This window comes from Schaedlerella arabinosiphila (genome assembly GCF_003885045.1).
Lineage (GTDB): Bacteria > Bacillota > Clostridia > Lachnospirales > Lachnospiraceae > Schaedlerella > Schaedlerella arabinosiphila.
This window is the reverse complement of record NZ_RHJS01000002.1, coordinates 644547-670419: the sequence shown is the minus strand read 5'-3', so window position 1 is coordinate 670419 and position 25873 is coordinate 644547. Positions and strand designations below refer to the sequence as shown.

At 51.1% G+C, this 25873-nt stretch carries 19 protein-coding genes and 1 pseudogene; 2 read left to right on the top strand and 18 right to left on the bottom strand.

All coding sequences use genetic code 11. From position 1 onward, the window contains the following. Positions 1 to 95: 95 nt before the first annotated feature. Positions 96 to 167: pseudogene (locus EBB54_RS30980) on the bottom strand (hypothetical protein); the annotation flags it as partial. 187 nt (positions 168 to 354) lie between these two features. On the opposite strand from EBB54_RS30980, the gene EBB54_RS30500 reads away from it, so the two are divergent. Further along, entirely contained in the window at positions 355 to 528 is a 174-nt protein-coding gene (locus EBB54_RS30500; protein ID WP_170178083.1) for a hypothetical protein, read from the top strand. Between the two features lie 115 nt (positions 529 to 643). Here EBB54_RS30500 and EBB54_RS03590 read toward each other — a convergent pair whose 3' ends face one another. The 10 genes from EBB54_RS03590 to EBB54_RS03550 form a co-directional block, all read right to left on the bottom strand. Further along, entirely contained in the window at positions 644 to 2038 is a 1395-nt protein-coding gene (locus tag EBB54_RS03590; protein WP_125126388.1) for a carboxylesterase/lipase family protein, read from the bottom strand. Between the two features lie 273 nt (positions 2039 to 2311). Next, a complete protein-coding gene (locus EBB54_RS03585; RefSeq protein WP_125126387.1) occupies positions 2312 to 3289 on the bottom strand; it encodes a flavodoxin family protein in 978 nt (325 codons plus the stop codon). Positions 3290 to 3500: 211 nt separating this feature from the next. Then, complete coding sequence (locus EBB54_RS30050; RefSeq protein ID WP_154677769.1) at positions 3501 to 3674, bottom strand: hypothetical protein; 174 nt, start codon at positions 3672 to 3674, stop codon at positions 3501 to 3503. A gap of 52 nt (positions 3675 to 3726) precedes the next feature. Then, positions 3727 to 4968 (bottom strand): MFS transporter, encoded by a 1242-nt coding sequence (locus tag EBB54_RS03580; RefSeq protein ID WP_162307073.1) that lies wholly within the window; start codon positions 4966 to 4968, stop codon positions 3727 to 3729. A gap of 48 nt (positions 4969 to 5016) precedes the next feature. Beyond that, positions 5017 to 5685: a hypothetical protein gene (locus EBB54_RS03575; RefSeq protein WP_125126385.1), complete on the bottom strand. Its 669-nt coding sequence runs from the start codon at positions 5683 to 5685 to the stop codon at positions 5017 to 5019. Between the two features lie 148 nt (positions 5686 to 5833). Then, the gene (locus tag EBB54_RS03570) at positions 5834 to 7297 is read right to left on the bottom strand and encodes an FAD-dependent oxidoreductase (protein ID WP_004069878.1); all 1464 of its coding nucleotides are present in this window, start codon (positions 7295 to 7297) and stop codon (positions 5834 to 5836) included. 109 nt (positions 7298 to 7406) lie between these two features. Continuing rightward, positions 7407 to 8702 carry a TRAP transporter large permease gene (locus EBB54_RS03565; protein ID WP_004069880.1) on the bottom strand — a complete coding sequence of 432 codons (1296 nt, stop codon included), beginning with the start codon at positions 8700 to 8702 and terminating at the stop codon, positions 7407 to 7409. Beyond that, positions 8699 to 9313 (bottom strand): TRAP transporter small permease, encoded by a 615-nt coding sequence (locus tag EBB54_RS03560; RefSeq protein ID WP_004069882.1) that lies wholly within the window; start codon positions 9311 to 9313, stop codon positions 8699 to 8701. The genes EBB54_RS03565 and EBB54_RS03560 overlap by 4 nt, the downstream gene beginning before the upstream one ends. 70 nt (positions 9314 to 9383) lie before the next feature. Beyond that, positions 9384 to 10517, bottom strand: coding sequence for a TRAP transporter substrate-binding protein (locus EBB54_RS03555; protein ID WP_125126384.1), 1134 nt, complete (start codon positions 10515 to 10517; stop codon positions 9384 to 9386). A gap of 81 nt (positions 10518 to 10598) precedes the next feature. Next, complete coding sequence (locus EBB54_RS03550; RefSeq protein WP_125126383.1) at positions 10599 to 12314, bottom strand: UGSC family (seleno)protein; 1716 nt, start codon at positions 12312 to 12314, stop codon at positions 10599 to 10601. Positions 12315 to 12616: 302 nt separating this feature from the next. Between EBB54_RS03550 and EBB54_RS03545 the strand changes: the two genes are divergently transcribed. Continuing rightward, complete coding sequence (locus EBB54_RS03545) at positions 12617 to 13519, top strand: LysR family transcriptional regulator (protein ID WP_125126382.1); 903 nt, start codon at positions 12617 to 12619, stop codon at positions 13517 to 13519. A gap of 187 nt (positions 13520 to 13706) precedes the next feature. Here EBB54_RS03545 and EBB54_RS03540 read toward each other — a convergent pair whose 3' ends face one another. From EBB54_RS03540 to EBB54_RS03515, 7 genes are all read right to left on the bottom strand, one after another. Beyond that, positions 13707 to 14600, bottom strand: coding sequence for an Rpn family recombination-promoting nuclease/putative transposase (locus tag EBB54_RS03540; RefSeq protein WP_125126381.1), 894 nt, complete (start codon positions 14598 to 14600; stop codon positions 13707 to 13709). A 451-nt stretch (positions 14601 to 15051) separates the two neighbouring features. Beyond that, positions 15052 to 15933: an Rpn family recombination-promoting nuclease/putative transposase gene (locus EBB54_RS03535; protein ID WP_125126380.1), complete on the bottom strand. Its 882-nt coding sequence runs from the start codon at positions 15931 to 15933 to the stop codon at positions 15052 to 15054. Positions 15934 to 16453: 520 nt separating this feature from the next. After that, positions 16454 to 18829, bottom strand: a complete 2376-nt coding sequence (locus tag EBB54_RS03530; protein WP_162307072.1) for a leucine-rich repeat domain-containing protein — start codon at positions 18827 to 18829, stop codon at positions 16454 to 16456. 302 nt (positions 18830 to 19131) lie between these two features. Beyond that, positions 19132 to 20877, bottom strand: coding sequence for a glycoside hydrolase family 43 protein (locus EBB54_RS03525; RefSeq protein ID WP_125126378.1), 1746 nt, complete (start codon positions 20875 to 20877; stop codon positions 19132 to 19134). 78 nt (positions 20878 to 20955) lie between these two features. Next, the gene (locus tag EBB54_RS03520; RefSeq protein ID WP_125126377.1) at positions 20956 to 23169 is read right to left on the bottom strand and encodes a glycoside hydrolase family 3 N-terminal domain-containing protein; all 2214 of its coding nucleotides are present in this window, start codon (positions 23167 to 23169) and stop codon (positions 20956 to 20958) included. Between the two features lie 31 nt (positions 23170 to 23200). Then, positions 23201 to 23368: a hypothetical protein gene (locus EBB54_RS30045; RefSeq protein ID WP_154677768.1), complete on the bottom strand. Its 168-nt coding sequence runs from the start codon at positions 23366 to 23368 to the stop codon at positions 23201 to 23203. A 60-nt stretch (positions 23369 to 23428) separates the two neighbouring features. Continuing rightward, positions 23429 to 25858: a GH39 family glycosyl hydrolase gene (locus tag EBB54_RS03515; RefSeq protein ID WP_125126376.1), complete on the bottom strand. Its 2430-nt coding sequence runs from the start codon at positions 25856 to 25858 to the stop codon at positions 23429 to 23431. Between the last annotated feature and the right edge of the window lie 15 nt (positions 25859 to 25873).

The window sequence follows — 25873 nt, the reverse complement described above, 5'->3', positions numbered from 1 at the left end:
TCCCCTCCCTCATGATGTCCAGCATAAACGGTTCCTGGATGTCCGCCGACTTTTTCCGTGCAATAGAATCCTCTTCCGTAATCATTTGTCTTCGCGCCTTTGTTATATTCCGGCCGCTCTATAATACTTTCAGAACCGTGGTACAAAATCTTCTTCAGTGATATCACCTCCGGAATATTTGATCTGTTTTTATTATATCGCAAATGCGATACAATGGCAATATGTTTATTCCCGATGTCAATTTTGACCTAATCATTCATCAAAAAATTATCTAAAAATTTCATTTCCACAGTGCTATTATAATACACGTAGCAAGGATACAAACAATACCAAGCAAAAAAAGGAGAAAAAATTATGTATATGAATTTGACAGCAGAACAGATCAACTATATGTATGAGGCAAACGCGAAAATCGGAAGTACCATCATCAACGCATTCAAGAAATATTTTACAGAAAATGCTGAAATGATCTGCGCAGGACTTGCGGCCATGAGCGGACAGTATTATGTACCGTCTTCAAGAAAATAAGCAGATGGACGGCAATTACAAAAGAATCAAAAAGAGACAGCAGGAACACGAGAAATACGATTCGGTTCCTGCTGTTTTTTATTCTTTGGGAAACTCCTTTGTTCTACGGACATTTTCAGCATAGTTCAAATACTGCCGGTTCTTCCTTTGTACACGGTTTCCAGACTTCTGCTCCAGCCCCATTTGGATTGCCGGTCTTCATGAAGTTCACCCAGTAATCCAGCATCCGCGCGCTCAGCCTGCGGTCTTGCTCCTCCCATGGACGCCAGCAGCGGTCCAGCGTGCCGAACATATACCACAGCTCGCTGGAATGCCATGCCCCAAAATCGTCTCCCGGCAGGTCTCTGGTAAAATAATACACATAGGCGGGATTTCTTCCCAGCTCCTCCAGCTTCCGGCTGAATGCGATGCAGCCCTGATACAGCTCGGAAAATTCCCCTTTCTCTGCCATTTCCGGCGTAACCAGAATGTCATCTTTGGTGGTACCCAGCATATAAGGGATATCCTTGATTTTTCCTGCGTCCATCAGCTCATAATAGCCCCCGTCCAGCAAATATCCGTCCCATACAGGGGTGAGGAACAGCCCCTTTGCAATGGGCAGCACCTTTTCCATAAATTTTCCCATTGCCGACCGGATCTCCTCTGTCGTCTTGGCGCGCAGCTCTTCCAGACTTCCGGCATGCATCATTTCCGCAAACAGTTCTCCGTACTGTTCCTGCTCCTTTAAGGGAATGTCCCGGTGCAGCCCGCCTCCGTAGGAACCGCCGCTCTGGAGGATGGCCTTTGCGATCAGATTGCCGGTCAGTTCCGTGGAAACAAGCGTCTGTACGCTCATGGCCCCCGCGCTCTGTCCGAAAATCGTGATATTGTCACGGTCGCCGCCGAATGCTCCGATATTTTCATAGACCCATTTCAGCCCGGCGATCTGATCCAGAATGCCGTAATTGCCGGAGATTCCGCGCTCACTCTCAGCCGTCAGCCAGGGGTGGGCAAAAAAGCCGAAGATGTTGCAGCGGTATTCCACACTCACCAGGATCACGCCGCGGTCGCAGTATGCCTTTCCGTCAAACTCCAGTTCACTGGAAAAGCCGCCCAGGAATGCTCCGCCGTGAATCCAGAATGCGACCGGAAGCTTTTTCTGCCGGGGGCGCTCTGCCGTTTCCTGAGAGCCCGCTTCATTTTTATGAGTTCCTGATAGGGTTCCTTCCGTATGCTTTAGTCCGGACTTTGGCGCCCAGATCTGCAGATACAGGCAGTCCTCATCGTCGGGCCGGGCAAAATCCGGGTTGCTGTAAAAATCTTTATCGTAAGGCGGCGACAGATGATCCTCCTGGACACAGCGATTTTTAAAATCCACGGCCTGGTAAATGCCTTCCCAGGCATCCGGCTCCTGAGGCTTACGCCAGCGCAGGTCTCCCACCGGCGGCTTTGCGTAGGGCACGCCCCGGTATTCAATGTAGCTGCCTTTGTCAACACCCTCTATTTTTCCATACTTTGTTTCAACGATCATGTTTCTCCTCCTTTGTGTCCCAACACGCGAAAATGCCGTTTTTCCTTTCCGTCATTATATTCCCGGAATATATTCTTCTCCAGGCAATTCTTATTTCAGACATATTTAAAAATTGTTCCTTCGGACTTTCAGATTTCTCTATATAAAAAAGAGTGTAAAAATGGGATGTCGATTTTTGCACTCTTTTTTGTTCATGTTCAATTGTGGCAGATATTACTCTATTGGCCGGACACCGTGACGCAGGATACAGGGTCCTATATTTATAGCATCCAATTATTCGCTGATGTATTGATCAAAATTCTTGATCCGGTCCATCTGTCTGTCGAGCAGCGCTTTATTTGCCATGATCTTCGGCCCGCAGATCGCGCCGAAGCCCTGAATCTCAGTGGTGTGCTCCCGAAGCCCTGCAAAAGTCCCCCTTGCCCGTGCCTGCTGTGCTTCGGAAAATTCCACATGGAGCTTGTCGCCGTCAATGGAAATCTTGCCTTCGATCCCGCAGATCGGACATTCCACGGTGGTGGTTCCATTGACTGTCAGCAGGTTCTGATGGCAGACCGGACAGGTGCCGTTTCCCTTCGGTCCGTAATATTCCACATCCTCCGGAGCCATTTCAAGGGCTGCCGCGGTCCGTTTTCCGATCTCTTGCATATGCCCGATGAGCTCTTCATCCAGATAGGGATTGCCGATGGTCCCCATGCTGTTCGCGTTGTAATTTGCTACCACCTGCATCATGACCGGGAATCCAAACAGGTGCAGTGTGGCGGTTCCCATAGAGGTCCAGTTTTCCGTGCTTGCCCCGCCTACAGATATGTAAGATACGGTGCGGCGTTTGAAACGCTCCTGTGGAAATGCATCCGGGTCTCCGGGCATCTCTCCGTTTCTTCTCTTGTCCAGCACCCAGTTGATGGCAGACACGTCATGGCGGCAGGAGAAACGATCCACCAGGTTCTTGAACTGCCCCACCGGCTGCAGTACATATACCGGCGCAGCTACGATGACCGCATCTGCTTTGCGGATCTCTTCCTCCACCATCTGGAAGTCATCTTTAATCACACAGTTGTTGTCCTTTCCTCTCTCCAGTGCCATGGAGCAGGCGCCGCAGCCGATACAGCGGTCAATAGTCAGCCTCTGTGTATTGATAAACTTGATCTCCGCGTCCGGATATGCTTCCTTTGCCCCATACAGCGCTTCCTTTGTCAAAATGTCGCTGTTCGCGTTCTTCTTGCCGAATGATAAACCTAATATTTTCATATGCTTTTCCATCCTTTCCGTTTCTTTCCTTTGTTCTGCATATGATTATACAGGAATATCCTGTTTTTTACTTTTCATTTTCTGCTTTTTTTGCTGGGGCAAAATTGACCTCCCCGATTTTTCATCTGCATATGATATGCAGGGAGGTCATATTTGCATATTCTTTTTTGACCTTTTTGTGTGATATTTGCGCAAAAGAGTTTGTTGGTTTTTAATCCGCATCAAGTATCCTGGCCGCGATCCAGGCATCTGACTCTTCCGGATTATTTCGTATATGCATCAGGATTTTTTGGATATACTCCGGTTCCAGTCCCGAGGCTTCCGAAATCTGATCCGGCGTCATAAACTTTGACATATTCCGGACGACTTTGATCTCTCCTCTCACCGATTTTTTCTCCGGGATAATCTAACTGTTAGCCCCCTGTTTTACCGTCCGCTCACCGATCCGACACAACAGACCGCACACCCACCAGCGCCAGAAGCGACACCGGAACCATAACCAAAAACGCCCGGTCGTATCCCCACCACCGGATCATCATGCCGAAGACAATGGAGCTTAAGCACATCCCTGCCATGGAAGCCGTGGAGATCATGGAAATGACAAGAGGGCGTTGTTTTACGGAAGGACACAGATCCGGAACCAGGGTATTGATCACAACAATACCTGCTGCCGGAACACCCTGCAGTGCAATGACCAGATTCAGCAGAATCCCTGTCGGTGTAACCACCATCAAAAGCCGCAGCAGCGCCAGAATGATCACAATGGCAATGAACACGATCCGCCGGCCCGCCTGATTGCAGACGATCCCCACAAATGCGCTGCAGACCATCCCGACCACCGCGCTGCTGAGCACGATCCGGGCGGCTGTGCCTTCCGGGATGCCGCGCACCGCGGTGAGGAAGGAAGATGCAAAGTTTAAAACCGCTCCCGCGCTGAACATGATGAAAAACGTACTGACCGCAGCCAGCCAGGTTTCCGTCTTCTTCAAGGAAAGGTCTCCCTTTTTGCCCTCCCCTTCTTCTTTTTCCCGTGCAGACACCCCTTCCTGCTGCCGGGCATCCGCGCGCTGCTGCAGCGCAAGCTCCGCCCCCCGGTTCATTGCCGGTATCCAGGTCAGCAGCAGAAGGCCGGATGGGATCACGGTAAAAAACCACACCTGCGGGACTGCATTTCCCGCCAGAAGCAAAGGAAGGATCAAAAAAGCCGCAGCCATCCCGACTGTCTGGCAGGCATTCAGATAACCAACCGTTACGGAAAATTCCTTTTTGTCATAGACCATCTGCAGCAAATACGGCGCACACACAGTCGCCATCGTGTTGGTCAGGCCGAACAGGATCTGAGAAACCGCGATTCCCCCATATGTGGGAAAAAGAAATCCGATCACAGAACCCGCAATCTCCAGAAATACAGCGAGAATCATTGCTCTGCGGCACCCCAGCCGGGGCAGCGTCACTCCAAATGGAATCGCAAGACAGAGTGTAACGAATGTACAAAGAGACATTAAGAACCCGATCCGGCTTGTATCAGCCGAAAGATAATCCATAAGCGTGGTCAGGACCGGCTGAAGACGGTATGTATTGATCCCGACGATCACATAAGCGAGCATAAGCAGTCCCAGATAAACCCCATCCGGAAATAGCGATGCCCGCTTTTCCAAATCATTTCTTTTATTTTGCATGGCAGCCCTCATTCTTTCATCTGAACAGGTGATGCAAAAAGTCTGTGGTTAAGAATCCATTTCCGAATAATCACCGTCCAGTATGTTCTGTATCACGGACCGCCAGGTACGATCCGGGAATACATGTTTTGACATTGTTAAATATGTTCTGCACTGTTCCATATCCTCCATATAGTAGTATTGCCGCGCAATCCGGTAGTAGGCCATGGCTCTGCTGGATGGATTTTTGATCTTTGCCGCAAAGGCCCGTAGCTCCTCGATATGATTGGATTTCCGAAGCAGGTAAATATCGTAGACCTGCTCGGCCTCCCTGAAATATTTTTGAGAAATCCCCCGTCTGCCAAGCGCCCTGCAGGCGGTTTCGCCCATAGCAGTATCCCGTCTGGAGACCGCATAGCTGAGCACAGCCATGTTGTAGTTTACATAATCCCTGGAGGACATAGCCGACTGGTTCAATTTCAGGATCAGCTCCCGGGCTTCCTCATGCCGCTCACAGTGGATGGCGGCATCCATTTTTTTCAAATCTGCCGTATACCTGGGATAGCATCTTCGGCCCTTCCTGCCCTCCAGCATTTCCACGAATGCATCATATCCCCTGGTTTTGAGTGTCTCATTCAGTTCTTCCTCAAATTGCCTCTGGCTGTAATGCCGGTACAGATTGTAAGCCGTGCCAAATGCGATCAGCAGCATCAGTATGATGATTTCCTGTGTATTCATCCCATGTCCGTCCCCTTTCCCTTATAGAAACAGGCTGTCCCCAAAACGACCTTCAGGACAGCCCTGTTTCCTATCAATGGCAGTATGTTCATAGGGAGCTTACCAATCTATGGAGTATCAGAATCCGTGCAGCAAATGCACGATACCGTTAATGTACACCGTCCAGGATTGCTCCCTGCTGGCGGAGAATCTCCTGCATCTCCTTTACATATGTTTCCTGCTCGATCTCCCGCGGAGATACTCCGTGCTTCACGCACAGCCCTGCCGCAACGCCGGCGGCCTGTCCGGTTACCACGGTCTGCATCAAGAAACGCATGTATGCGGCGCGGTCTGTGGATACGTGTTTTCCGGCTACCAGCATATTTTCCACTTTCAGCGGAACCATACAGCGGTACGGAATATCGTTTGTGCCTCCCTTCGGCGGCTTGCCCAGCGCTTCGCCGGAACGTACTTCAATGGTTTGGTTATTGGCCACATGAACGGCCCCTGCCGCAAACTGGTTCTTTCCGATGCAGTCATCGAAACGGCGGCCTTCCACCACGTCTTTTCCGGTGATCTTGTAGTCGCACATGATCCGGCGGCCTTCCCGCAGGCGCAGCTCCACACCGGTGCGCACCAGATACGCATTTTCAAAGCCCGGCATATACTTGCGGAAAAATTTCAGGGCAATGATGATCTGATGGCGGCACTCTACCTCAGCCCTTGTCAGATCCCATGCGTCACAGCTCCAGCAGTTCGGAACCTGGCTGCTGTGCTGCATATGAGCCTGGATCTCTCCGCCTTCACGGGGCATCAGGAAGAAACCGACGCCGGAATATTCATGCCAGTCCCCATTTTTCAGTGCTTCGTCCATGATCTTATAGAAGCCCCGCAGATCGCCGTAATCCATGATATTCGTAATATTTCTCATGATCTCGTAATGCTCTTCCAGGGAACGCTTCGGATAATCCCCGCACTGCCCTTCGTCCGGGCCGGAGTACAGGATCTGATCCGGGTTCTCATGGATGTAATCAATCATTTTATCCCAGTCCACGCCGCCCATAGTAAAGCATACGGTCTGAGGTTCGCACTCCTCCCTGGGAAGCAGTTCATAGTCGCAGCCTGCGCGAACCGCAATGTCCCCTTCACCGGTACAGTCAATGACAACTTTCGCCTCAATGACCAGACGTCCGTTGGCATTTTCCACGATTACGCCGTTGACCGCGTCTCCGTTTTTCTGCACATCCACAACCAGCGTATGGAGCAGCAGATCTACCTTATTCTCCGTCATGACTTCAAAGATTTCCAGCCCCCACCAGTCAGGATCTACATAGGAAAATGTATATCCGGAATGGGTGCGGTATAGATTCAGGTCGTGCTTATATGCGTGTCCTTCCTTCAAAAGACGGCTGTGCATTTCTTCTGCAAACCCTGCGATCACCTGCTCGTCATAGCCGTTGAACAGATTCGCATAGGAAAATCCCGGAGGGCCTGAAACATTCATCTGTCCGCCCAGCGCCCCGTTCCTCTCGATCAGAAGGGTTTTCGCGCCCCCGCGCGCCGCGGCAACCGCCGCCGCAGTACCGGAAGTTCCACCGCCGCATACGATAACGTCATAACTTTTTCTTTCCATAATAAAAATATACTCCTTTCTTTTGTGAAATACAATTTGTTTATAAATATACACAGAACATGCATTTTTTTACAATTCTCACATTAGCCTGCCGCAAATTGCAGCTCTGTCAGAACAGCAGATTCGGCAGGAAAGTCACAATATTCGGGAACAGGATCATGATGATACAGAGAAGAATCATCATCGGCAGATATCGAACCGCCTCTTTTGTGACCGCGCTGACCGGCAGCTTGGCCACCCCGGATACCACAAACAGGCAGATCCCGAATGGAGGTGTGATCACGCCGATGATCAGCGCATACACCATCAGTACTCCGAAATAAACCGGATCAATGCCGAAGGCCCGGATGACCGGAAATACCACCGGACTGAGCAGCAATACTGCGGAGCTGGAATCAATAAAGCATCCGATGAGCAGGAATACTACAACACAGATCGCCACGATCACCTTGTCGCTGACAACGCCGCTGTACTGCGCCATCAGGGAGCTGATCATATTCGACAGCCCTTCTCTCGTCAGAATCCATGTAAAAATGCTGGCCGCTGTCATAATGACAAACAGAGGGCCGCAGGTGGTTGCAGTCGCCTTTAAGGTTTCCCACAGACCTTTCAGAGTTACTTTTTTGTAGATGATCCCTAAAAAGATGGAATACCAGACAGCAAGTACGGCCGCCTCCGTCGGCGTGCAGATCCCCGCCATAATTGATCCCATAATAATGATAAACGTTCCCAGTGAAGGAATCGCACGCAATGTACAGCGAATCGTCTGCTTTGCGCTGACCTTTGTGCAGGGCCATTCCTTCCCTTCTGCTGTAAAATGTGCCCGGAACCAGACATTCAGGCACAACAGCGCGCACGTCATAGCTCCCGGAAAAATTCCTGCGACAAACATCTTGGCCACAGAAATATTTCCCATCGTACCAACCATAACCATCGCCGCACTGGGCGGGATGATCGGGCCGATGATACTGGACGCCGCTGTAATTCCGGCTGCGAAATCCGCTTTATAACCGGCGCGCTTCATCATAGACATTTCCACCAGCCCCAACCCGCCTGCATCCGCAATCGCAGAACCGGACATGGATGCAAACAGCATGCTGGTCACCGCATTGGAGTAAGCCATCCCGCCGCGGAAACGCCCCACCAGCGCCGTACAGAACTGGAACAGCCGATCGGTAATACCGCAGGTATTCATCAGGCGTCCTACAAACATAAATCCTGGCAGGCACAATAATGTAAAACTGTTCAGATAGCCCATCATATTTGTAGCCAGCATGGACGACGGCACTCCCGGATTGATCAGAAGCCAGATAATTCCAGGAAGGCCAAGTGCAAACAGGCACGGGAACCCGGCAAAAAGTAATATCAAAAATACGGCAACCACGATAATCATACCTGAACTCATGTTGTTTTGCCCCCTTCCTGCTCATCCATAAATTCGTCCACGCTTTCCAAAGACTCCTTCATCAGCGCAGCTTCTTCAGCCTCGGCAATCTTGTCCAGCTCATCCTGACGCTGCCGCCAGTAATTATAGCCTGGAAACAGCTCGTTCAAAAGATCTGTGATCACCGCAAAGGCCATGTAAATGCACATCACCACAACCGGTACATAATACCACGGGCGCGGTATCTCCAATGCCGGACTGATCTGCTTTGTCGTCGGCATCAGTGTAATCGAAGCATAGGCAATCACAACAAAGAATACGATCTCCAGAAGCCGGATCACCCAGTTCAGCACCAGCTTTGCTTTTCCTTTGATATAACCGCTGATAAAGTCCGCCGTGACATGGGCTTTTTCTACTGTTGCCAGACCTGCGGTCATAAAAGCCAGATAGATCAGGAGAAAACAGCAGAGCTCCTCGGCCCAGCTCAGCGAATTGTTGAATACATATCGGCAGATAATACTGATCGTTGTGACCATAATGATCACGAATAAAACGACAGCGGATATATTTTTCAATATATCATAGCTGACTAATATAAACTTGTTGACCCCTTTCATAATTGTTTTTTTCATATAGGCATTTCCTCACCTTTTCTCAAGCGGGGTACCGGGGCATCCGGCACCCTTTTGGCAAATCGCCAGATTAATCTGCAGAGTATCCGTTGATCGAAAGGACTTCTTCAAACAGCCCTTCATCCCACTCGCCGGCAGCTTCCTGCTTTTTCGCATAGTCAAAGAAAATTTCGGCCCAGCGGTCCTGCTCCTCTTCGGTGATCGTGATGGTCTCTACCCCGGCAGCTTCCCAGTTTTTCCGGTTTTCTTCCAGTGCCCCCTCGGCAAGCCCTGTATAATAATCCCCTGCTTCATCCGCACATTCCTGGATCAGTTCTCTCTGGGCGTCGGTCATGGTGCTGCTGAACAGGTTGTCGTTGGCATACACGTACATACAGTCAGCCGCCGCATTCAGCTCGAATACATAATTTGCCGGCTCATAAAAGCCCATGGTCCAGATGGCATCCTCGGTACACCATACGGCGTCGATCACCTTCTGCTGCATCGAGATCAGTGTTTCATTGTAGGATACCGGCGTCGCATTGAAGCCAAGCTGGTTGAACATATCTACCGTGCTGTTTACCGGAGGCACACGCAGTTTCACACCCGCACAGTCTTCCAGCTTTTCAATCTTGTTTACGGACGCGATCGCGGTGGCATTGCGGTACCAGTCAAATGAGACCACGCGGATTCCGCTTTTTTCCAGGAACTCATCAAAATTTTTCTGCATGTAGTCGCTGTTCATCAGTTTTTTCTGATCTTCTTTCCCCCGGGTGGAAAACATGATCGACGCCGGCTTCAGATTATCAATTCCGTAGGTCGTCATCAGGTTCGCCTCCAGGAACAGGTCAATGGACCCGTTCGAAACCATTTCCAACTGATCTGTTGCAGAGCCGAGCTGGGAGGCCGGAAACAGTTCAATCTCAATCTGGCCGCCGGAACGCTCCTTCACCAGATCGCAGAATTTCTGCGCGGACTGGGTTGAGATGTCCTCTGCCGCCCCGGTGGAGCCCATGGTCAGTTTGAGGGCCGGGCCGTAATCTGTTGTATCGGAGGAGCTATCCTCTGTGTCTTCTGTATTTCCTGCATCCTTTGTCTCTGCCCCCTGATTCGTCTGTCCGCTTCCTGTTCCCGAATCTCCGTTTCCATTTCCGCATCCTCCAAGAATGAGTGTGCCGGTCAATCCAACACAAAGTGCCAGTGATAACCATTTTTTCCTTTTCATAAATTCTGCACCTCCTGTATTGTAACCATAGCTGATCGTGCTATTAGGTTACCCGGTAGTCATTTTTCATAGTCAGTAAATTCAAACTTTTCTTCTGAAGTCTTCCACACTCCCTGCAATCCTTCCATCCGGAAGCCGCAGCGCTTCCACACAGCCTTCGCTGTGAAGCGCCCATGGCAGAACCACGCCGGAGTGGCCTCCCCTTCCGCCGATTGTGACCACTTCCACATCCCGCGGGAAACGGGTGACAGGCAGCGGATGGCGGTTGTCCCATTCCTTCGGGCGTACAGGCATCAGGCCGCGCCCGTTGACCATCGGCGTCTGGTGGTAGACATATTGGTGGATGTGCTCCTGGATCATCTCCTTGGTGTAGCCGTCCTTTTTCAGCATCATCGCATGATCCGGTGTCAGGCAGACCACCAGCGGCCCCGGCATATACGCATTGTTGGAGCCCAGCGTGGTACAGCAGGCGGTAATGGTATCCAGAAGGTCATGCCCGTTGAGGCTCAAAAAGTCAATGATATCATGGAGCGGCTCTGCCTTGAGCAGGTAAACCGTGGTGGTTTTGGAATCGAAACGATCTTCGTTGATCATATTCCACTGCGCCAGATCCGGCTCCTCTGCGAAGCAGTAGGTAAATTCCGCCTGAGAAGCGATGCAGTCCAGGTCGCAGACGCCGGGCACGGAGCGGAGCACATTCATGATCACCAGGTTGATGGCACGTCCGATGGATGCATTTGCCGGCCATCCGGGCCCCATACAGCCCTGCCTTCCGGAAATCCCCAGCTCCTGTGCGATGGGGCCGGAAACGATGCACATATTTCCGCCGGGATGGGAGGTGGTTACCGACTGGTTGAAGTTGTACAGCGGGCTGTTCAATGCCTTAAAGGCCGCCACCAGTACGGGCATCGCATTGGGCTTGCATCCTGCCATCACGGCAGCAACCGCCACATCCTTCACGGTGATCTCTTTTCCCGACGGGCCGGACGGATCCACCAGCTTTGTGTCCTCATCCCACGGGCAGTATTCCAGCATGGCCTCATAACGCCTTTTCGTGGGCGGGATAATGGGAAGGCCGTCGGAAATGTGTTCTGCATGGAAATAATCCATGATTTCTTCCAGATAAGCGCCGGGCTCCGCGTCGCTTTCTTCATTCCGTTCAGGCACAAATGGGAGCAGTCCGTCTGCCGCAGGCGCGACCCGATCCATTTTCAGGTCGATATGCGCCAGCTTCTTCAGCTCTTCTCCATTTGTCGTCAGAGACGCCAGGATATAATCCCATTTTTTATCCACCTCTGCCGCCACATCTTCTACAGTGGATGCCTGGTAAATGTCTACGGACGCCATGCAGAGGTTTCCTGCCCGGTATACTCCAACCCCCTCCGTGATCGCGGTTCCGGGAGGCGCCGTCATGTAGACAGCCGGCACTCCGATCTTTTCTAATTCCATGGTCAGCACGGTGGTGGAGGACGAGGTTCCCATATCCCCAAATGCTACGATTGCCGCAGCAGGCTTTTCTTCGGCAAGCATTGCCGCGTATTCAGCCAGTCTCTGAGCATTTTTGCCGCGTACCGTTTCCGTGTATTCCACCCATTTTGATTCATCACAGCCAATCTCCACCAGACGTTCCTTGATTCTGTCAAATACGGTGTAATAATTGCAGAACCCCAGCTTTGTGTTGTTGTAAAACAGGATCTTCCCGTTTTTCAGTTCATCCAGAGACGGCCTCTTTGCGAGGGTGATCGTATTTCTTTCCTGATACCCCCTGGGGTCCAGCATGCGATTTAATTGTGTCATGTTTTTGCTCCTTTCCAAGTTGTAATCTCTGATGCGCGGCCACGCTCTTTGTTTATGAAATTGATTATATCACACATCAGTTTATAGATGATTTCCGATTGCCACGCACAAAATTTCCAAAATGGAATAAATACATTTTAATCGTCGCACAATTACCACGAAATCCAGGAAGTATCTGGTCAAGGCAGTAAAAGTGTGATATTGTTTATTGTGTTACTGTTTGCAGCCGCTGGGATATGAATTGCAGCGTACAATTGCGGCTGTGAACGGTTCCCGCAATTTAAAAATCGGAGGTATCCACCATGCGTACAGAACAACTGCAATGTTTTCAGGCCATCTATACCCACCGTAGTTTTTCCAAGGCTGCGGACAGTATCTATATCTCACAGTCCGCGCTTTCCAAGCAGATCCGGTCTCTGGAAAATGAGCTGGGAGTTACGCTGTTCAAACGCTTTCACTCGGCCACCGTGCCCACAGAGGTGGGACTCGCCATTGCGCCCCATGTGGAGCGGATTCTGTCCGAGCTGGATCTGATGGAGGATATCTGCCGAACCGGTTCTGCCAGGCGTGCCTCCTGCTTAAAGATCGCTACCTTTTTCAATGTCAGCTATTCCCCTGTTGCTGTCAATATGATCCAGTTTGAACAGCAGATCCCGGGATTTCACATCGAAACACTGGAGTGTTCCCATGCCCAGATGAACAGCACTTTTTTCAAAAATGCGCAGATCGAGATTTGTTTCGGATTTTCGGAGCTCTGGGATATTCCCGCGGAGTACTCTTTTTATCCGCTGCAGACGACTCCTCTTTCCCTGGTTGTCAATGTGCGGCACCCGCTTGCACGGTACAATTCCATCCGTCTGTCGGAAATCCGAAATGAATATTTCTGTTTTTCCAAAGAAGATTCCGCCCTTTTTGACTATTATATTTCCAGCTGCCAGTCCGCCGGCTTCAGTCCCCTGCTGACCAACTCTACGGTCCGGCTGGGCCTGATCAAGCAGTACATTGCATCCAATCTGCGCTGCACCCTCAACCCTATGATCGTAGCCCAGGAATTTTTCACCAGCTCCCGCTTCAAGGTGATCGAGGTAACGGACGCAAAGCCCCTGACGCTGACCATGATCGCCATCAACCCTTCCGCGCATTCTCATGGGAAAGCGTTTGTGAACGCCATGGTAGACGCCTTTGCACCGAATCATGGAGCTTGAATATATGCGGAAATCCTGCTGCCGGCAGTTTTTCATGTATACAGTGACACAAAAAACAGCCCCCTGATCAATATGGGGGCCGCCTGATTTCTGAATCTTTTCCTACTGTGCGGTTGCAATGCAAGTGAGCTGTCGGATTAGCACCGCACAGCTAGAATCTTTTTGGATTATGCTTTTGGGTTCATTTTCAATCACCGGCAAGTATCCTGGCCGCAATCCCGGCATCTGACTCTTCCGGATTATTTCGTATATGCATCAGGATTTTTTGGATATACTCCGGTTCCAGTCCCGCGGCTTCCGAAATCTGATCCGGCGTCATAGACTTTGACATATTCCGGACGACTTTGATCTCTCCTTTGATCTCGCCTCTCCTCTCACCGATTTTTTCTCCGCGCCTCTCAATCATCTGCTCTCTTTCATATACCTTCATATACTCTAACGCCACCTCCTCATCCTGCCGGACCGTCTCCACCATACTGTGGATCTCTTTCAGCCGCTCGCTCTGTGCATTGTCCTCACTGGAGTCTTCCATATAGCGCAGAAGCTCCCGTGCTTCCTCCGACAATTCGCCCTTTTTTCCTTTTGTATAAAAGAAACAGGTCGCCGCGCCGTCGTCGTAATCCATATCCGGATCTTCTTCACACTTGCTCCGGATTGTGTACAGCACACGGTCTCTGCCGAAGGGATCATATGACATGATCATCAAAACAATCACCTGCTTTAGCTTCGAGTAATCATCCCCGGCCTTTAAACTTCGGCCGTCAATCTTGGAATGGTAAAATCTGACCCGCCTAGGTAATGCGAGTTTCAGCTCCCTTTCATCATTTTTGTCCGGCTCCACATCATAGATTGTCCCTGTCCCTTTTTCCTCTTCAATGTAAACGTCCAGGCGTGCGCCATGCCTGTCGGTGTCCGAGCCGTAATAGACCTTCTGGGGAACGATATGCAGCCTGTCCATATCCACATTGAGCAGGATCTTCAAAATTTTCCTGCAGAACTCCTCCCCGATTTCCGGATAGGAAAGTATGCTCCCAAACAAAAAATCATCCAGCAGGTTTAATTGTTCCAGTTTTCTTTTCATTTGTTCTCCTTTCAATTGTATGACATTGGAGAGAAAATGCAAGTGTTTTCTGACAAAAATTCATAGAAATCGTCAGTAATAATGTAACTGTCAGCCTCCTGTTTCTTCCAATGCAATACTGAGCGCTTATTTGGTTTCGGTTTCCATACTTGGGAATTTCATTGATAAAATGCAGAACTGTATCTTTGAATACATGGATATAAAAAGACATTGTTTTCCCTGATATGTAGATGCATTATAGCAGGGGATTCCGGAATGTGTCAAGTGTAAATTACCATTCACCAATTCATAGCCGCGAATTTTAGGCACTGCTCCCGCCCTACGGTGTTCGCAGCAACGACACCTGCTGTTAGCAGTTTTTCTGCATAGGATGACATGAAAACAGCCCCCTGATCAATATGGGGGCCGCCTGATCTCTGAATCTTTTTGTATCATGCTTTTGGGTTCATTTTCAATCACCGGCAAGTATCCTGGCCGCAATCCCGGCATCTGACTCTTCCGGATTATTTCGTATATGCATCAGGATTTTTTGGATATACTCCCGTTCCAGTCCCGAGGCTTCCGAAATCTGATCCGGCGTCATAGACTTTGACATATTCCGGACGACTTTGATCTCCCCTCTCCTCTCACCGATTTTTTCTCCGCGCCTCTCAATCATCTGCTCTCTTTCATATACCTTCATATACTCTAACGCCACCTCCTCATCCTGCCGGACCGTCTCCACCATACTGTGGATCTCTTTCAGCCGCTCGCTCTGTGCATTGCCTGCACTGGAATCCTCCATATAGCGCAGAAGCTCCCGTGCTTCCTCCGACAATTCGCCCTTTTTTCCTTTTGTATAAAAGAAACAGGTCGCCGCGCCGTCGTCGTAATCCATATCCGGATCTTCTTCACACTTGCTCCGGATTGTGTACAGCACACGATCTCTGCCGAAGGGATCATATGACATGATCCTCAAAACAATCACCTGCTTTAGCTTCGAGTAATCATCCCCCGCCTTTAAGCTTCGGCCGTCAATCTTGGAATGGTAAAATCTGACCCGCCTGGGTAATGCAAGTTTCAGCTCCCTGTCATCATTTTTGTCCGGCTCCACATCATAGATTGTCCCTGTCCCTTTTTCCTCTTCAATGTAGACGTCCAAGCGTGCGCCATGCCTGTCGGTATCTGAGCCATAATAGACCTTCTGGGGGACGATATGCAGCCTATCCATATCCACATTGAGCAGGATCTTCAAAATTTTCCTGCAGAACTCTTCCCCGATTTCCGGATAGGAAAGTATGCTCCCAAACAAAAAATCATCCAGCAGATTTAATTGTTCCAGTTTTCTTTTCATTTGTTCTCCTTTCAATTGTATGACATTGAAGAGAAAATGCAAGTGTTTTCTGACAGAAATTCACAGAAATCATCAGTAACATGTAACTTAGCCCCCTGTTTCTTCCAATGCAATACTAAGCGCTTATTTGGTTGCGGTTTCCATACTTGGGAATTTCATTGATAAAATACAGAGCTGTATCTTTGAATACATGGATATAAAAAGACATTGTTTTCCCTGATATGTAGATGCATTATAGCAGGGGGATACGGAATATGTCAAGTAAATACGATGGTATAAAAAGAAATGCCTGCGCCCCGGGTTACTGTTCACACCCTTCGGGTGCTCCAGTAACAGTATCCAGCCCATTTTAAGTCGCCTTCGGCGAGGGGCTGGATATTATGGCAAATGTTACTTTATTGGCCGGACGCCGTGCAGCAAGTGCACGGCACCGTGTGAACAGTAACCGCCCCGGCACAAGCATTCCCTTTGGATCAATCTGATTGATTTGTTTTCTTTTGAATCCGCCGAATAAGGCGTCCTATTCACCGGTCATGGGAGACCGTCTGTCTGTTCCCTGCGTTCCGGTGCCGCCTGCAGATGTAGATCCGCCAGTATTTCCTGAAGAAGTCCCACCAGAACTACCGCCAGGAGAGGACGATCCGCCGCTGCCTCCTGAAGAGCCGCCGCTGCCGTTGCCGCCGGAAGAACCTCCTCCGCTGCCTCCTGAAGAGCCGCCGCTGCCGCCGGAAGAACCTCCTCCGTTGCCACCTGAAGAGCCGCCGCCGTTACCTCCGCCATTGCCGCCTCCGTTTCCATCATCCATGACCTGATTATCAATCACAATCACATAACTGGATGCATGTGTAAACTTCAGTTCTGCAGTGCCGTCTTCTTCTATCTGGTCATTAGAGACAAATTCAAGCTTGCGGGTTCTTTCATTGTAATAGAACAGGTTTGCATATAATCCCGCATGAGCCGCACCCACATTGGTCTTAAGTACCGCGCTGTAGCCAAAATCACCGCTGTGAGCAAGATTAAGCTCTACTGTCTGACGATTTCCGGCCACATTCTTTATCACATTCTGCGGAATGTCCGATGTCCCAACCTGTACGGAAAAATCCACATCGTTTGCATGATCCGCTGTAACATCCCTGCCGTTTACAGACCAGACAATCCCATTTCCCATATCAAAGGAAATCGTAACGTCCTTTCCTTTCATACTGTCAAGCACAGAACCGGGTACAACGGATACTCCGTTCATATTTACGTCAATCGTCTTTCCATCAGAAGCATTTGCAGCTTCATTCTTAATGGCTTCCCAGCCATTCTTGCCTGTTTCGTTCTCAATAAACGGCTCATCCGTATCCGGCGCGGGCGGATTCGGCTGATCGGGCGGTGTCGGCTGTTCTGGGACGTAATTATAATGTATCGTCGCCTTTGACACTGCTGCTTCTGTATCACCGATTTTACTGATGCTGTTCCACTGTGCCTCGGTGCCGGTATAGTATATATCGGTCAGAGAACATTTGGCAAATGCAGCTATCTCTATCGTTGTTACGCTTACAGGAATTACAACTTCGCGCAATCCGGTACAGGAAGCAAATGCTGACCCTCCGATGCTTTCCGCTCCTTGCGGAATTTCTACTCTGGCAAGTAAACCGCAGTTCTGAAACATCCCTTCACCAATGCGGTCTATACTCTGAGGCAGTTTTACATCCATCAAATAGTAGCAACCCGTAAATATATTATCGCCCAACTTCACCTGTTTACTGCCAGCAGCAAATGTGGCGCTTGTCATTTTCGTGCATTGGAAAAATGCCGCAGCCCCCACCTCTTCAATACTGGCCGGCAGGAATATGGATGTAAGACTTGTACAGCCATAAAAGGCATTTTGGTTAATGGTTTCCACCCCTTCTGAAACAGTCACTGAACTAAGATTCCCACACCCACGGAAAGCACTATCACCGATGGTTTTTACGCTGGATGGAATCGTCATGGAAATGATCGAAGAATCGCGAAAAGCACTATTACCAATCATTGTCACACTTGAAGAAATCTCTACGTCGAGAACCCCACAGTTCCAAAAAGCGCAGGAACCGATGCTGGTAACGCCATTCTCGATAACAACCTTCCGAATTTGGCTGCTTTTATCATTCCATGGTTGTTCTACAGCACTGCTGTAATCCGGCATAGCACCGCTGCCGGTGATGGTCAGTGTACCTGCCTTCGTCAGATTCCAAGAAAGTCCTCCATTAAGAGTTCCACTGTCAATTATTTCGTTGGCAGAGGGATCATCCGGTGAAACATAGCCTTCCGGGTAACGAGTGATATAATGGCTGGTGCTGCTCATTACCTCGTCCTTAGAGATTGTCCGCCCCCAATGTACTTTACCTTGGTGGTCTCCTGTAGAGATATTTCCTTCAGCGACAACAACACCCACATCACTCACTTCGAGTACGATTACAGTATGGACATCATTATTTACCCGAAGGATATCTCCCACTTTAATATCCTCATATTTAAATTTGTCCCTTTCATACATCCTAGCCGGAAGGTTGCCAAATGCCGCATCGCTGAGTATAAAAGCGAAAGCCACACAGCCTACAGCAACAATATTTGACCCACCAAGAGCTCCACCTTTCCACCTGTAATATCCCTTTGAGTCCGAATAAGGTTCATCATTGGTCCAAGTTGTCCCCTCCTTATAAGCATCCTGCTCCTTCAGTGCAATCATTGCATTATAGACCTCCGTCGGAGTCGGGATTACACTATCGCGTTGATCCAATCCGAATGTAGCTTCTTCCATATAATCAGCTTCCGGCGCCGGAGTGTCCCATGCGTATGCCGCCGACTGAGACGAAAGCACTAAGCACAGCGCTAAAGCAACTGATAGAATACGTTGTTTCAATTTCATAACCTCCTCAATTTCAACTTGGGGAGAACTTCTATTTTTTGGCATTCCCCATATAAATATATCGTCATTATTCTGCCTTGTCAATAGACGCTGAGACAAGATACACTGATAAATTTTTTCAACTGTGCGGCTGCAATCCGACAGCTCATTTGCGTACGATTTACTGCAATGCAAATGCGTTGTCGGATTGCACCCCATTTATCAAATGGGCAAAATGCGCTGCAAAATGGGGCTGGAATCCAGCCCCGATACTACTGTCCCGACCCGCGCCCTGCAGCGGCGCGCATGGCCGGGACGCAAACCTATTCCATCTCAAACCATCCAAATTCCGCCCAGTTTTCGCAGTCCTCCCCATTGCCGGTTGCATACATCCCGATCATAGTGCCTGTCATACATCCCACCTTTTCCGGATTGATCAGCTCCCCGTCCGCAACGCAGAGCTCCCGGAGCTCGTCCCTCGTCTCCCCGAAGCAGACCCTGAACCGCTCTCCCCGGATTTCCAGCCGAAGCACGATCTCCTCTGCCTCCCACGGCGTTTCCGCGATCACCTGCTCACAGGTCGTACTCGCAAACCCCGGGAAATAGGGAGGCACGTTGTAGTCTGCGGTGTACAGCATGAGCCGCAGCACCTGTCTGCCCTGACTTTTTGCCCGTTCCAGATGGTACTGATGGTTCATGGCCTGCACCACCGCTAGGCCGGCGCTTTCCTGCCCTGTCGGCAGGAATTTCATCTGGCAGGTGACGGTCGTATGGATGCTGCACTGGCGGCACGCCAGAAATGCAGTCTCATATGCCTCTGATTTTTCCATGTCAAACGTCATAGGGCGCAGCTCCTCTGCCAAAGACTGACGGATGCATTTCAGATATAGCGCAGAATCCGCAATCTTATAGAAATCATGGTACGGCCTTCCCCAGAACGACCAGCAGAAATCCAGCGTTTCGCTGTCAAACTCCTCCCGGACCAAACCGAACCCGCTCTGCCCGCTTCCGGCGTCACCGCCTGGTTCGTCCGGCGTTCCAGCTGCGCCTTCCTCCCGGTTTCCATCCATCCACGGCCCGGCTACGGCTGTGGCCGCATCCCCGCTGCCTTCCAAACCATCTGCCCCATCCCGAACCAGGCAGAGGGGCGCGTCATATTCCCACTCTATCTTCCCGGTTTCAGGACTAAACAGTGGCCAGCCCCGCTCCCACACCACAGGGCAGATAAACGTCTCCCTTCCCAGGTTCTTGCATTTCCCCTCGATCAGCCGGGAAGCCAGCAGCACCGCATACCAGCTTCCGTCCGGCAGCTCCACCAGATCCGCGTGGCCCACGTTGATAATCGGGCTCTGAAAGCCCATGTGCCGGTGGGTCATCACCGGGTTTGCCGGATTGCCCTCATAAAATCCGAACAGCTCCCTGCTCCTTGCCGCCATCACCGCATGATAATGCTCCGTCCCGCCTTCCGCAATGATCAGATAATAATAGTCCCCCACATGGTACAGGTGGGGCGACTCCGGAGAAGCCCCCACCCGGAGGGCACTGTTGAAGATCGTCACCGGCTCGCCCAGCATACGGAAATGCTCCACATCGTATTTTGCAAGCCAGATCCCCCGCTCCTTGACGCCGGTTCCGTTGTCCCACACGTCCCCGGTGCCCAGGATATACGCCTGTCCGTCGTCGTCAAAAAAGAGGGACGCGTCGATTCCCGGAACGTCATCCAGCCAATGGGGCTCAGACCACGGGCCGGCTGGATTTTCCGCCGTCACGATATAATTTCCCCTGTCGCTGAAATTGGCATTGATGATGTAAAACAGCCCGTCATGGCAGCGAAGCGTCGGGGCCATGACGCCTCCCACGCCGCTGTTCCGCTCCATGTGAAATCCATTTTCCGGGGTCATGGCATAGCAGATCTGCTCCCAGTGTGCCAGATCCCGGCTGTGAAAGACCGGCACGCCGGGGCAAAGCTCAAAGCTGGAGCACGCCAGATAATAGTCCTCCCCCACCCGGCAGATGGACGGGTCCGGATAAAATCCCGGTATGATCGGATTGGTTAATTTCTTCTGCATTGGTGATTCCTCCTCGTTCTCTAATCTTCACTGCGGGAAGCGGCAGGCCCCCGGCCCGCCTTCTGTCCCATACACGTTCTAAAAGTTCACCCGGATTTCCGCACACAGGCAGTCTCTGGAATTTCCTCCCGCATAGATCCGGAACAGCCCGTCCTCCAGCACATATTCTCCCTGGTTGTTATAAAATCCCATATCCTGCTTCTTCAGTTCCAGGTTCACCGTCCGCTCTTCCCCGGCTTCCAGCTCTACCCTGGAAAACCCTTTGAGCTCCTTCACCGGGCGCACCAGGCTTGCCGTCACGTCCTGCATATAGAGCTGAACCACCTCGGTTCCCTTTCTGTCCCCTGTATTTTTTACCCGGACAGACACACGGAGACAGTCCTTGTCCTCCTCCGACTTCAGTTCTGAATATGCAAATGTGGTATAGCTCAGCCCGTAACCAAAGGGGAACAGGGCGTCAAAGGGCGCGTCCAGGTAACGGGACGTAAACTTGCTCTTGCTTCCCGGCCTTCCGGTATTGGGGTGGCTGTAGTAGATGGGGCACTGGCCGTTCACGGAAGGGAAGGAGGAAGCCAGCTTCCCGCTGGGGTTCTCCTCGCCTGTCAGCACCGCCGCCACCGCATTTCCCATCTGCACGCCCAGATGCCATGCCTCCACCAGAACCGGAAGATGTTCCTCCTCCCAGCCCAGGGCCAGGGGACGTCCGTTCATCAGCACAGTCACCAGCTTCTTTCCTGCTGCACGGGTCTTTTCCAGCAGAAGGGAAAGCATTTCCCGCTGTTTTCCCGGAAGCTCCACATTGGCCTTGGAGGATGCCTCTCCCGACATGCTCACCAGCTCTCCCACGACCGCAACGACCACATCCCCTTCGCCGCAGGCTTTCGCGATCTCGTCCGGATTGATCTCCCCCTCAGGCCCGCCGCAGGGATAATAGCTTACATCTGCCCCGCTGTTTTTCAGCCCTTCCAGGATGGACACACAGTCCTCATTCCTCCAGCTCATGGCCCAGGCTCCGATGATCTCCTCCTCGCTGGCCGCCAGGGTCCCCACCAGACTGATCTTCTGCTTTTTCGAGAGCGGAAGCACATTTCCCTCGTTTTTCAGAAGGACGATGGATTTTTTCGCCGCTTCCAGAGCCACCTCCGCATGCTGTTCCGGAATTTTTCCCGCGTACCCGGCGATGGACGCCTCCGGTACATAAGGGTTCTCAAACAGGCCCAGCCACATTTTCACGGAAAGGATCCTGCGCACCGCGTCATCCAATACCTCCATGGAAACCGCGCCGCTTTCAACTGCTTCTTTCAGATAATCCTTGTAAATATGGGTACCCATGTCCATGTCCAGCCCCGCATTGGCCGACTGGATCCCCGCGTCCCTGTCGTCCTCTGCGATCCCATGGGTCACACATTCCTTGATCCCGTTGGCGTCGCTGACTACAAAGCCGTCCATCCCGTATGCTCCCTTTAAGAGTTCCCGGAGGGTATAGGGATTCACTGTACAGGGCACGCCGTTCAGGTCGTTGAAGGACGCCATGGCGCTTGCCGCGCCCTCCTCCACCGCCGCTTTAAAAGGAGGAAGATACACATTGTGCAATTGAGAAATGGACATGCTGGTGGTGTTGTAATCCCTCCCGGATTCGCAGGCACTGTATGCCACATAATGCTTTAAGCAAGCCGCCACGTAGTTTTCCGAAGAAGTCCGGTCATTCTGCAATCCCCGGATCTTGGCCCTTGCAAATCGGGACGCCAGGTACGCATCCTCCCCCGGGCCTTCCGACACCCGCCCCCAGCGGCAGTCCCTCGCCACGTCGATCATGGGGGCAAAATTCCATCCGATCCCGTGGGCCCTGGATTCCTTTGCAGCGATCCCGGCGGTACGCTCAAACAGTTCTTCGTCAAATGTGCCCGCCTCCGCGATGGCGATGGGATACACGGTGCGCAGCCCGTGGATCACGTCAAATCCCATGATCAGCGGGATTCCAAGCCGGCTCTCCTCCACCGCGATTTTCTGCAGCTCGTTGGCCTTCACCGGATCATCCCCCATCATGGCCCCAACCAGCCCGGCACGGATATCTTCCTCATGAAAATCCCGGGTGGCCGTGGACATGATCTTCTGAAATTCCTCCTGGGAAATCCTTCCGTCTGTCATCATCTCAATCAATTCCTCGAAGGGAACATCAAACCCGCCAACAATTGACGGCGATTCCAAGTTCATCTGCCCGATCTTTTCCTCCAGGGTCATCCTGGACAACAAATCCTCCACCCGGTTCTTCTGCTGTTCTGTCAATTTCATTTTTCCTGCTCCTCTCTTTTTATATGACTATTCACAGTCCGGTACAGCAGGCCGCGCCCCTCATCTGCCGCGCATACTCCCCGCTGCCGTCCTCGATCCTTACCTGTATTGTAATAAATCCGCAGGCAGAAAACCTGTCGGATTTTACGCTTTTCTTCCTATAAAAATAACCTTTGCCGCCTGAAATTCCATTTTCCATGGGCAAAGGTTAAAATATAATATTCGTTTTTTGCCCTCACCGGCCCGTGGTCCGCCGACGTCACAGCTCCGCGATCACGATTCCCTGGATCTCCTGGGCCGCCAGGCGTGTTTCCACCACCAGCGTATGGTCATACGCCTCCGCCTTGTGGATGGTAAGCGCCGGCTGGCAGGCGGTCTGCAGATATTGGATCTCGATCACGGAAAGGGCGTTGAAGTAGGCCAGTTTCCTCCATGCGTCCTGCACATTTCCATTTTCCTGGTTCACCGAATAGACCTTCACCTGATATATCCCATTGTTGACCGGGTGCAGCTTAAAACTCATCTGGATGGCCTCATGATCCGTAAACAGGCGTGGCTGCTGCTCAACCTCAATCTGGTTCTCGTCCTGGGAGTAGTACCGGAAATTAAAATGCTTGTAATTGTGGCAGCATATGTAAAAAAGTCCCTTTCCGTCGCCGGATACGATGGCGTTCCTGCTTTTTCCCAGAAAATAGTGTTCCATGTGGTTCAGATGGCTGAATGCGAAAAAGGCCGGTTTGCGGATTCCGTCCCTGCTGAGCAGCCCGCAGCCGCCGAACAGGAGATGATCCGTGTCAATCCTTTCGGCAAAAATGTCGGTGGCGACCCAGTATGCGATGGCATCCGCTTCATTGTAATTCTGAATCAGATTTTTCATAATATAGGCGCTTTTAAAGCAGCCGTCGTTGAGGCAGTTCCGGTTGGAAAGGGTGGAGCTCCACTCCGTCACGAAAAATTCCGGAATCTCAAACCCGGCCTCCCGGATCACCTGCTTCGCGGCCCGTATCTGGTGATACAGATAATCCTCGTCCGGAGCGTAGGGATTCCTTCCCGCGTCCAGCAGATGTTCCTTTACCAGATAAGGGTAGGAATAGATGGAAATAAAATCCGGATGGTGCTTTCTTTTGGCCCACTCCGCAATGATCCCGGGCAGCTCCTCCCCCACATAGTTCATACAAAACCCCGCCCCTCCCAGTTTCACATTGGGGACGTAATTTCGGAAAATCTCCGCGATGGCGTCGAAGGCTTCAAAGTAATGGCCGATGGGCACCCGTTTCTGGACAACCGCATTCTGCTCCAGTTCAAAATACCACTGCTCCACGGTGCTGATTCCATAGCGTTTTGTCAGGTGGCGGATCAGTTCCTCCAGAAGCACCCTGTTTTTCTCCAGCAGCATGATCTGATTTTCCATATTCTGGCTGAGCATCTTGAGCCCCACCTTTTCCACGAAAAAGTCCTTCCCTTTAAATCCCAGCTCCACATGCGGCTTCACGCCGATTTCCATCAAAAAATCAAAGATCTGGTCAATGAGCTTGAAATTGTACCGGGAGTTTTTTTCCTTCAGCTCAATCATCACCTCGTCGGTGAGAATGTCCCAGAACCGTACATATTCAAAATGAAGCTGTTCCTTGATGTAGCGGAGCTGTTCCCTGACATCGAAACGCAGCAGGTCCGATGCCGCGCCCACATTGATGATCCGGCACCAGCTCCGTTTTATCTCCTCTTTTTGGGTTGTGTCGATCTCCATTTCCTGTACGATGGAATCCGCAGCCTCCGAAGTCCTGACCAGGTTGGAGGTCAGATACTGTTCGACCTTTTCCCTGACCTGGCTGCTGTCCTCCTGCTCTCCCCGGTCCAGCTTTTCCGCCATCTGCTCCCGGTATTCTGCCGGCGTGGTATGATAGCATTCCCGGAACGCATGGTTCAGCCCGGCCTGGTTTGGGAAACCGCTGTCCATGGCGATCTTGAGTATGGTCTTATCCGTGTACAGCAGGTCGCTCACTGCATGATCCAGCCGGATATTGTTCAGAAGCTTTAAAAAACTCATCCCAAAATTGTTTTTGATGTATTTGGACAGGTATGTATGAGACAAAAACAGGCGGTCCGCCAGTTCCTTCAAGGTGATCGGCTCCCGGTAGTTCATCATCAGATAGCTGAGGATCTCATTCATCCGCTCGTCCCGGATTCCTCGCAGGGATTCAAATTTCCTCATCCCCTTTTTCACGATAAAATCCGTCGTGATCAGGTAGATAAGCTGATAATAAACGCTGTTTTTGAGCGCGATCCCCTGGCCTTCCGTGGTCTGGTAATAGTTGAATACCTGCCGGATGAAATAGCGCATTTTTTCGTAGCTCTCCGACTGCTCCTGGGCAGAATTGCACCAAAAAAACTGTTGCTCTCCCCCAAACATCTCCGTCAGCACTTTATTGTCTATCAGCAGGCTCCCCAGCAGGATTTCATCCGCTTTCCCGCTGCCCGGGTTCTCCCCGCAGTCCGGCACGGCATGATACCCATGACGCACATTGGAATTGATCAGCATGAACTGGTCGGTTCCGAGAAAATAGGCTTCCTCCTCATACTCAATCGCCAGCGAACCGTCCAGCACATAGAGGATCTCGATATCCTGATGGAGGTGCATCCCCTGCTCCTTCTTTGTGGAAAACTGGCATCTGATGATCTCATACCGCATCTGCTCTTCTCCCTA

What these genes read in the sequence shown, in the direction of transcription:
- EBB54_RS03560 (WP_004069882.1), bottom strand. Translation starts at nt 9,313, where the DNA reads ATGAAAAAAACAATTATGAAAGGGGTCAACAAGTTTATATTAGTCAGC.
- EBB54_RS03590 (WP_125126388.1), bottom strand. Translation starts at nt 2,038, where the DNA reads ATGATCGTTGAAACAAAGTATGGAAAAATAGAGGGTGTTGACAAAGGC.
- EBB54_RS03545 (WP_125126382.1), top strand. Translation starts at nt 12,617, where the DNA reads ATGCGTACAGAACAACTGCAATGTTTTCAGGCCATCTATACCCACCGT.
- EBB54_RS03570 (WP_004069878.1), bottom strand. Translation starts at nt 7,297, where the DNA reads ATGGAAAGAAAAAGTTATGACGTTATCGTATGCGGCGGTGGAACTTCC.
- EBB54_RS03565 (WP_004069880.1), bottom strand. Translation starts at nt 8,702, where the DNA reads ATGAGTTCAGGTATGATTATCGTGGTTGCCGTATTTTTGATATTACTT.
- EBB54_RS03525 (WP_125126378.1), bottom strand. Translation starts at nt 20,877, where the DNA reads ATGCAGAAGAAATTAACCAATCCGATCATACCGGGATTTTATCCGGAC.
- EBB54_RS03535 (WP_125126380.1), bottom strand. Translation starts at nt 15,933, where the DNA reads ATGAAAAGAAAACTGGAACAATTAAATCTGCTGGATGATTTTTTGTTT.
- EBB54_RS30045 (WP_154677768.1), bottom strand. Translation starts at nt 23,368, where the DNA reads ATGGAAAATGGAATTTCAGGCGGCAAAGGTTATTTTTATAGGAAGAAA.
- EBB54_RS03575 (WP_125126385.1), bottom strand. Translation starts at nt 5,685, where the DNA reads ATGAATACACAGGAAATCATCATACTGATGCTGCTGATCGCATTTGGC.
- EBB54_RS30500 (WP_170178083.1), top strand. Translation starts at nt 355, where the DNA reads ATGTATATGAATTTGACAGCAGAACAGATCAACTATATGTATGAGGCA.
- EBB54_RS03540 (WP_125126381.1), bottom strand. Translation starts at nt 14,600, where the DNA reads ATGAAAAGAAAACTGGAACAATTAAACCTGCTGGATGATTTTTTGTTT.
- EBB54_RS03550 (WP_125126383.1), bottom strand. Translation starts at nt 12,314, where the DNA reads ATGACACAATTAAATCGCATGCTGGACCCCAGGGGGTATCAGGAAAGA.
- EBB54_RS03520 (WP_125126377.1), bottom strand. Translation starts at nt 23,169, where the DNA reads ATGAAATTGACAGAACAGCAGAAGAACCGGGTGGAGGATTTGTTGTCC.
- EBB54_RS03515 (WP_125126376.1), bottom strand. Translation starts at nt 25,858, where the DNA reads ATGCGGTATGAGATCATCAGATGCCAGTTTTCCACAAAGAAGGAGCAG.
- EBB54_RS03555 (WP_125126384.1), bottom strand. Translation starts at nt 10,517, where the DNA reads ATGAAAAGGAAAAAATGGTTATCACTGGCACTTTGTGTTGGATTGACC.
- EBB54_RS03530 (WP_162307072.1), bottom strand. Translation starts at nt 18,829, where the DNA reads ATGAAATTGAAACAACGTATTCTATCAGTTGCTTTAGCGCTGTGCTTA.
- EBB54_RS03585 (WP_125126387.1), bottom strand. Translation starts at nt 3,289, where the DNA reads ATGAAAATATTAGGTTTATCATTCGGCAAGAAGAACGCGAACAGCGAC.
- EBB54_RS03580 (WP_162307073.1), bottom strand. Translation starts at nt 4,968, where the DNA reads ATGCAAAATAAAAGAAATGATTTGGAAAAGCGGGCATCGCTATTTCCG.